The organism is Anaeromyxobacter sp. PSR-1 (genome assembly GCF_000964525.1).
Lineage (GTDB): Bacteria > Myxococcota > Myxococcia > Myxococcales > Anaeromyxobacteraceae > Anaeromyxobacter.
On the sequence record NZ_BAZG01000228.1, the window covers coordinates 1 to 6,271 of the forward strand.

Here is a 6,271-nt window from a genome sequence, read left to right on the forward strand (position 1 = left end):
CGGGCTCCACGTGCTCGTCGCCGGGCGGCCGGTGCCGGCCCTGTCGCTCCCGCCGGCGGACCGCGACCTGGTGTTCCTGGCGCTGAAGCTCGCGTTCCTGGAGCAGGGGCTCGCCGGCGGGCGGCGGGTCGGGCTGGTGGACGACGCGTTCCAGGGGCTCTCCGACGGCGCGCGGCGCTTCGCGGCGCGCCTCCTCAAGCAGGCGGCGCGCGCGGGCCAGGTCGTCCACGCCACCCCGGACCTCGCGTTCCGCGAGGCCGCGGACCACGGGGCGTAGCGCGATGGCCGGCGGCGCGGGCGGGGCGGGGGACGGGCGGCACGCGCTCGGGCGCGAGGGCGAGGCGCTCGCCGCGGCCTGGCTCGCCGAGCGCGGCTTCCGCATCCTCGATCGCAACCACCGCACCCGGCGCGGCGAGGTGGACCTCGTCTGCCGGGACGGCGAGGTGCTCGTGTTCGTGGAGGTGCGCAGCCGTACCTCCGACGCGCTGGGCGGCCCCGAGGAGACGGTGGGCCCGCTCAAGGGGCGGCGGGTGGTGGCCGCGGCCACCGACTGGGCGCTCGGGCACGGCGGGCTGGAGCAGGCCATCCGCTTCGACGTGGTGGCGGTCACCTTCGGCGACGGCGCGCCGCGCATCGAGCACTTCCCGGCCGCGTTCGACGGCGACGGCCGGCCGGGGCACTGGTGATGGCGCGCGCCGAGGCGACGCGGAGGGCGGGGTGAGCGCGCGGCCGCCGCAGGCCGCGGCGCCGGGCACCCTCTACGTGCTCGCGACGCCCATCGGCAACCTGGGCGACCTGTCGCCGCGGGCCGCCGAGCTCCTGCGCACCGTGTCGGCGGTGGCGGCCGAGGACACGCGCCGCACGCACAAGCTGTTCGCGCACCTGGGGGCGGCCGCGCCGCTGCTCCTGTCGCTCCCCGCGTTCGACGAGCGCGGCCGGCTGGAGCCGGTGCTGGAGCGGCTGCGCGCCGGGCAGTCGGTGGCGCTCTGCACCGACGCGGGCACGCCCGGCGTGTCGGACCCGGGGGCGGCGCTGGTGGCGGCCGCGTGGGAGGCGGGCGTGCCGGTGGTGCCGGTGCCCGGCCCGAGCGCGGCCGTGACGGCGCTCGCCGCCTCCGGCTTCCCGGCCGACCGGTTCGTGTTCGCCGGCTTCCTGCCGCGCAAGGGCGGCGCCCGCGCGGCGGCGCTGGCCTGGCTGGCGTCGGCGCCGGCCACGCTGGTGCTGTACGAGGCCGGGAACCGGACCGCCGAGACGCTCCGCGACCTCGCCGCCGCGCTGGGCGACCGCCCCGCGCTCGTGGCCCGCGAGCTGACCAAGCTGCACGAGGAGCTGGCGCGCGGCCCGCTCTCCGGGCTGGCGGACCGGTTCGCGGGCGAGGTGAAGGGCGAGGTGACGCTGGTGGTGGCGCCGCCCGCGCCCGGCGCGGCGCCGGCCGCGGCCGCCGAGGCCGAGCCGCTCGAGGACGAGCTGCGCCGCCGGGTCGCCGCCGGCGAGCCCCCGTCCGCGATCGCGCGCGAGGTGGCCCGGGCCCGCGGCCTGGTCCGCTCCGACGTCTACGCCGCCCTGGAGCGGCTGAAGCACGGCGGGTGAGCGGGAGCGCCCCGCTCGCGGTTCGACGGGCTCACCGCGAGCGGCAGCGGGACGGCGCGAGCCTGCTAGCTCCGCTCGTCCTCGAGGTCCACGGCGCCGCGCAGGCCCAGCTCCTTCATCTTCACCTGCAGCGACTTCCGGCTGATCTGGAGCCGCTTGGCGGCGCGGGTGACGTTGCCGCCGGTCTCCTCGAGCGCCCGCGTGATGAGCTCGCGCTCCAGCTCGGCCTGCGCCTGGCGGACGATCTCCTTCATGGACGCGCCGCTCGGCGCGGCGATGGCGCCCAGCGGGCCGACCGCGGCGATGGGGACCGACGCCTGCGCCCCCTTCTCGCGGAGCGCGTCGGGGAGCGCGCTCGCCTGGATGAGCGGCCCGTCGGCGAACAGCACCGAGCGCTCCATGAGGTTCTCCAGCTCGCGGATGTTCCCGGGCCAGGAGTAGTTCACGAGCAGCTCCAGCGCCTCGCCCTCGATCCCCTCGACCTTCTTGCCCAGGCGCTGGTCGTACTTCTCGATGAAGTGGCGGACCAGCAGCGGCACGTCCTCGCGCCGGTCGCGCAGCGGGGGCAGGGCGATGGGGACCACCGCCAGCCGGTAGTACAGATCCTCGCGGAAGCGCCCGTCGGCGATGAGCTGCTTCAGGTCGCGGTTGGTGGCGGCGATGAGGCGCACGTCCACCTGCAGCGTCTTGATGCCGCCGACGCGCTCGAACTCGGACTCCTGGATGGCGCGGAGCAGCTTCACCTGCATCTCGACCGGCACCTCGCCGATCTCGTCCAGGAACAGCGTGCCCCCGTCGGCCAGCTCGAAGCGCCCGGGCTTGGAGCCGACCGCGCCGGTGAACGCCCCGCGCTCGTAGCCGAACAGCTCGCTCTCCACCAGGTCCTTGGGGATGGCGGCGCAGTTCACCTTGATGAGCGGCTTGTCGCGCCGGGAGGAGCCGCGGTGCAGCGCCTTGGCGATGAGCTCCTTGCCGGTGCCGCTCTCGCCGGTGATGAGGACGGTGGACGGCGAGTCCGCCACCCGCGCCACCATCTCGTAGATGGCGCGCATGGGCGGCGACTGCCCGATGAGCGGCGGGCCGTCGCCCTCGTTCAGCATCGCGTGCAGGTTCTGGCGCTCCAGGTCGTGCGCGCGCGCCGCCTTGGCGATGACCTTCTTCAGCTCCTCCTGCTCGAACGGCTTGGTGATGTAGTCGAAGGCGCCGGCCTTGAGCGCCGCCACCGCGCTGTCCACCGAGCCGTGCGCGGTGATGAGGATCACCGGCACGTCGGGGAAGTCCTGCGCGACGCGGCGCAGGAGCTCCATCCCGCCCACCCGCGGCATGACCAGGTCGGTGACCACCACGTGCACCGGCGTGCGGTGCAGCACGCCGAGGGCCTGCTCGCCGTCGGCCGCGGTGGTGACCTCGTAGCCCTCGCGCTTCAGCATGGCCGCGAGGACCCGGCGGATGTTCACCTCGTCGTCTACGATGAGGACGTGGGCCACGGCGCCTCGTATCACGGAAGGGCAGGGGGACGCATCAGGCGTGCTTCTTCCGCCGCTTGCGGCCGCGGAGGCGCGCCTCGGCCCGGGCCCGGCGCCGCTCGCGGGCGCGGGCCTTCTCCTCCTCGTCGAGCGGCGGGCGCGGCGCCTCGGCCGGGCGCTCCTCGTGGATGCCGGGCAGCGAGATGAGGAACTCGGCGCCCTCGCCCGGGGCCGAGCGCACCACGATGGTCCCCTGCTGCGCCTTGACGATGCGCTGGCAGATGGCGAGGCCGAGCCCCGTGCCCTTCTCCTTGGTGGTGTAGAAGGGCACGAAGATCGACTCGCGCGCGTCGTCCGGGATGCCCGGGCCGGTGTCGCGGAACCGGATCTCCACCAGGTCGGCGCGGCGCGCGCCCTCGCGCCAGAACGCCAGCTCGTCGCGGGCGAGCCGGGTGGAGACGGTGAGGCGCCCGCCGCGCGGCATGGCCTGGAACGCGTTCAGCGCCAGGTTCAGGAACACCTGCTTCAGCTGCTCCGCGTCGGCCTGGACCCGCGGCAGCCACTCGGCCAGGTCCAGCTCGAGCCGGACCGACTCCGGGATCTCGGCCTGCAGGAGCTTGAACGTCTTCTCCAGCACCTCGTTCACCTGCGTGGGCGCGAGCGAGGGCTTCAGCGGCCGCGAGTAGTCGAGGAACTGGCTGACGACGCCGTTCAGGCGGTTCACCTCCTCGACCACGATCTCGAAGAACTCGCGGTCGTCCTCGGGGACCTTGCGCGGGTCGAGGTACTGGATGGCGGCCTTGATGGCGGCGAGCGGGTTGCGGATCTCGTGCGCCAGGCCGGCGGACATCTCGCCCAGCGCCGCGAGGCGGTCGCGCTCCTTCATCTGCTGGTAGAGCTTCGAGTTCTCGATCACGAGCGCGCAGCGGTCCGCCACCTCGATGAGCGCGGCGATCTCGTCCGAGGCGAACGCCTCCTGCACGCGCTCGTCCCAGCAGGCCAGGAACCCGACCACCCGGTCGCCGGCCAGCAGCGGCATGGCGATGCCGGCGCGCATGGTGCCCATGACCGCGCGCGCGTCGCCGAGCCGCTTCAGCTCCTCGGCGATGGCGGCCGGCGCGCCGCGGCGGCTCACGTGGTCGCCCGGGCCGGTGGGGAGGAGCGCGCGCAGCTCCGACACGCGCCGGTCGATGTTCTCCGCCAGGATGGCCTTCTGGCCCGAGGACGAGGCGCCCAGCAGCGCCCGCGCGGTGGCCGGCTCGAGGAACGGCGCCGGCGGCGGGCCGCGGTAGTCGAGCAGCCGGTACCCGGGGCGATCGTCGGCGAGCAGCCACAGCGAGCAGTGGGTGACCCGGCGCGTCTCGACCAGCCCGTCCAGCACCACCGCCGCGAGCCCGGCCGGCTCGATCACCTTGCCGGTCCGCTCGCGCAGGTCCTCGAGGCGCCGCACCAGCTCGTAGCGCTCGTGGAACAGCGTCGCGACCACCCACTCCTCGACCTTGTCGCGCATCGGGTCGAACAGCGAGAGGATCACGAACGAGGCCACCACCGTGTTGAAGTAGAAGAGCTCCGGCCGGTCGCCGACCCAGGACACCAGGCCGCCGTAGATCGCCACCAGCACCAGGCCCAGCGCGGTGACCACGACGATCTTCCCGAGGAACTCGTGCAGGTCGAGCAGCCGGTGGCGCTGCAGCGTCTGCGACAGGAAGAACATGAAGACGGTGAGGACGATCGACCCGAGCCCCTCCGGCGGGTAGGGCACGCCGAACAGCGGCAGCATGTCGAGCGTCGAGAGGACCACCGCCACCAGCGCGCCGACGAACAGGTACTGGAGGCGCGCGCGCTCGACGCGGGTCTGCGAGCCGTGCCGCTTGCCCCAGAGGGTGGAGAGCACCGCCGCGAGGCCGCCCAGCACGTAGGCGGCGACCAGGAGCTTGGCGGCCTTCACGTGGACGAGCGGGGTGAGCGCCACCACGATGCCGGTGAGCGAGCCGGCCAGCATGGCGTTGCGCGCGCGCCGGGCGGGCCGGCGCGCCACCCCGAGGAACTCGAGGAAGAAGGCGAGCGCCGCCGCCGGGATGAGCGCCCCGGTCCCGACCGCCAGGCGCTCCCACCAGACCATCCCGAACGACTGCTTCCAGCGCAGGAAGAACAGCGCCAGCGAGAACAGGAACAGGTCGGCCGAGAACAGCGCGAACAGCGTGAAGACGCGGGAGCGGTTGTCGCGGAGCAGCGCCGCCGCCGCGAGGGCGAGCGTCACGATCGCGGCGAGCAGGGTGGCCTGGGTGCGGATGTCCACGCGCGTCGATCCTAACCCTTTTCGGCGCTGCGCACCGCACGGGCGCACGCCGGCCGGGGAGGGAATCCGCCCGCGGCCCCGGCCGTTCCTCCCGGTGCGCCCGGGCGGCGCGCCCCCGCCCGCCCCGGCGGGCGAACGGTCCCTTGACCGCGCCTCCCCCGGGTCCCACTCTGTCCCACGGACCGATGCTCACCGCCGCGCTCACCGCCTGCCTCCTCGCCGCCGCACCGACCCCCACGCCCCCGCCGCTCCGCGAGGCCGACCTCGCGCCGCTCTTCCGCAAGGGCCCCGCCGCGGAGGGCAAGGCCGCCTACGACGCCGGGCGCTGGGTCGACGCCGCCGCGCGGCTGGCGAAGGCGCCCGAGCCGGAGGCGGCCTACGTCCGCGCGCTGGCGCTGCTCGAGGTCCCGAGGCCCGAGGAGGCGCTGAAGGTCCTCGCCGGCCTCGAGGAGAAGGTGCCCGACCTCGCCGATCGGGTGACCTTCCTGCGCGGCGAGGCGCTCTCCGGCGCGGGGCGCCCGCGCGAGGCGATGGCGGCCTGGGCGCAGGTGCCGGACCGCTCGCTGCTCGCCGCCGAGGCGCGGCTCTCGCGGGCGCGCGCGGCCTGGGCGCTCGGCGAGGGCGCGACCGCGCTGGAGGCGCTCGCGCCGCTGCTGCGCGAGGGCGCGCCGAACGACCTCTCCCGACCCGACCTCGCCGCGTCCGCGCTCCTGCTCGCCGGCCGCATCCGGGCCGCCGCCCGGCCCCCGGATCCCGCCGGCGCGCGGCGCGACCTGATGGCGTGCTGGACGGCGCACCCGCTCGCGCCGGAGTCGGCGGAGTGCCTCTCCGCGGCGACCGCGCTGGCGGCGCCGCACGGCGGCCCGCCCTCGGCCGACGAGGCGCTGCGCCGCGCGGAGGGGCTGCTCGACGCGAA

The 6,271-nt window shown here is 75.5% G+C and carries 5 protein-coding genes and 1 pseudogene; 4 read left to right on the plus strand and 2 right to left on the minus strand.

Annotated elements, in window-relative coordinates:
• From PSR1_RS20900 to rsmI, 3 genes and pseudogenes are all read left to right on the plus strand, one after another.
• Window positions 1–277: pseudogene (locus PSR1_RS20900) on the plus strand (hypothetical protein); the annotation flags it as partial.
• 4 nt (window positions 278–281) lie between these two features.
• Window positions 282–686, plus strand: coding sequence for a YraN family protein (locus PSR1_RS20905; protein ID WP_059439311.1), 405 nt, complete (start codon window positions 282–284; stop codon window positions 684–686).
• Between the two features lie 31 nt (window positions 687–717).
• Window positions 718–1,590, plus strand: a complete 873-nt coding sequence (rsmI, locus tag PSR1_RS20910) for a 16S rRNA (cytidine(1402)-2'-O)-methyltransferase (RefSeq protein WP_059439312.1) — start codon at window positions 718–720, stop codon at window positions 1,588–1,590.
• Window positions 1,591–1,655: 65 nt separating this feature from the next.
• On the opposite strand, the gene PSR1_RS20915 is transcribed toward rsmI, so the two are convergent.
• Together PSR1_RS20915 and PSR1_RS20920 are read right to left on the minus strand one after the other, a co-directional pair.
• Window positions 1,656–3,077 carry a sigma-54 dependent transcriptional regulator gene (locus tag PSR1_RS20915; protein ID WP_059439313.1) on the minus strand — a complete coding sequence of 474 codons (1,422 nt, stop codon included), beginning with the start codon at window positions 3,075–3,077 and terminating at the stop codon, window positions 1,656–1,658.
• A 34-nt stretch (window positions 3,078–3,111) separates the two neighbouring features.
• A complete protein-coding gene (locus PSR1_RS20920) occupies window positions 3,112–5,355 on the minus strand; it encodes an ATP-binding protein (RefSeq protein ID WP_059439314.1) in 2,244 nt (747 codons plus the stop codon).
• A 185-nt stretch (window positions 5,356–5,540) separates the two neighbouring features.
• Here PSR1_RS20920 and PSR1_RS20925 point away from each other — a divergent pair.
• Window positions 5,541–6,271, plus strand: a 731-nt coding sequence (locus PSR1_RS20925; protein WP_370539106.1) for a tol-pal system YbgF family protein, incomplete at its 3' end; no start/stop codon positions are given.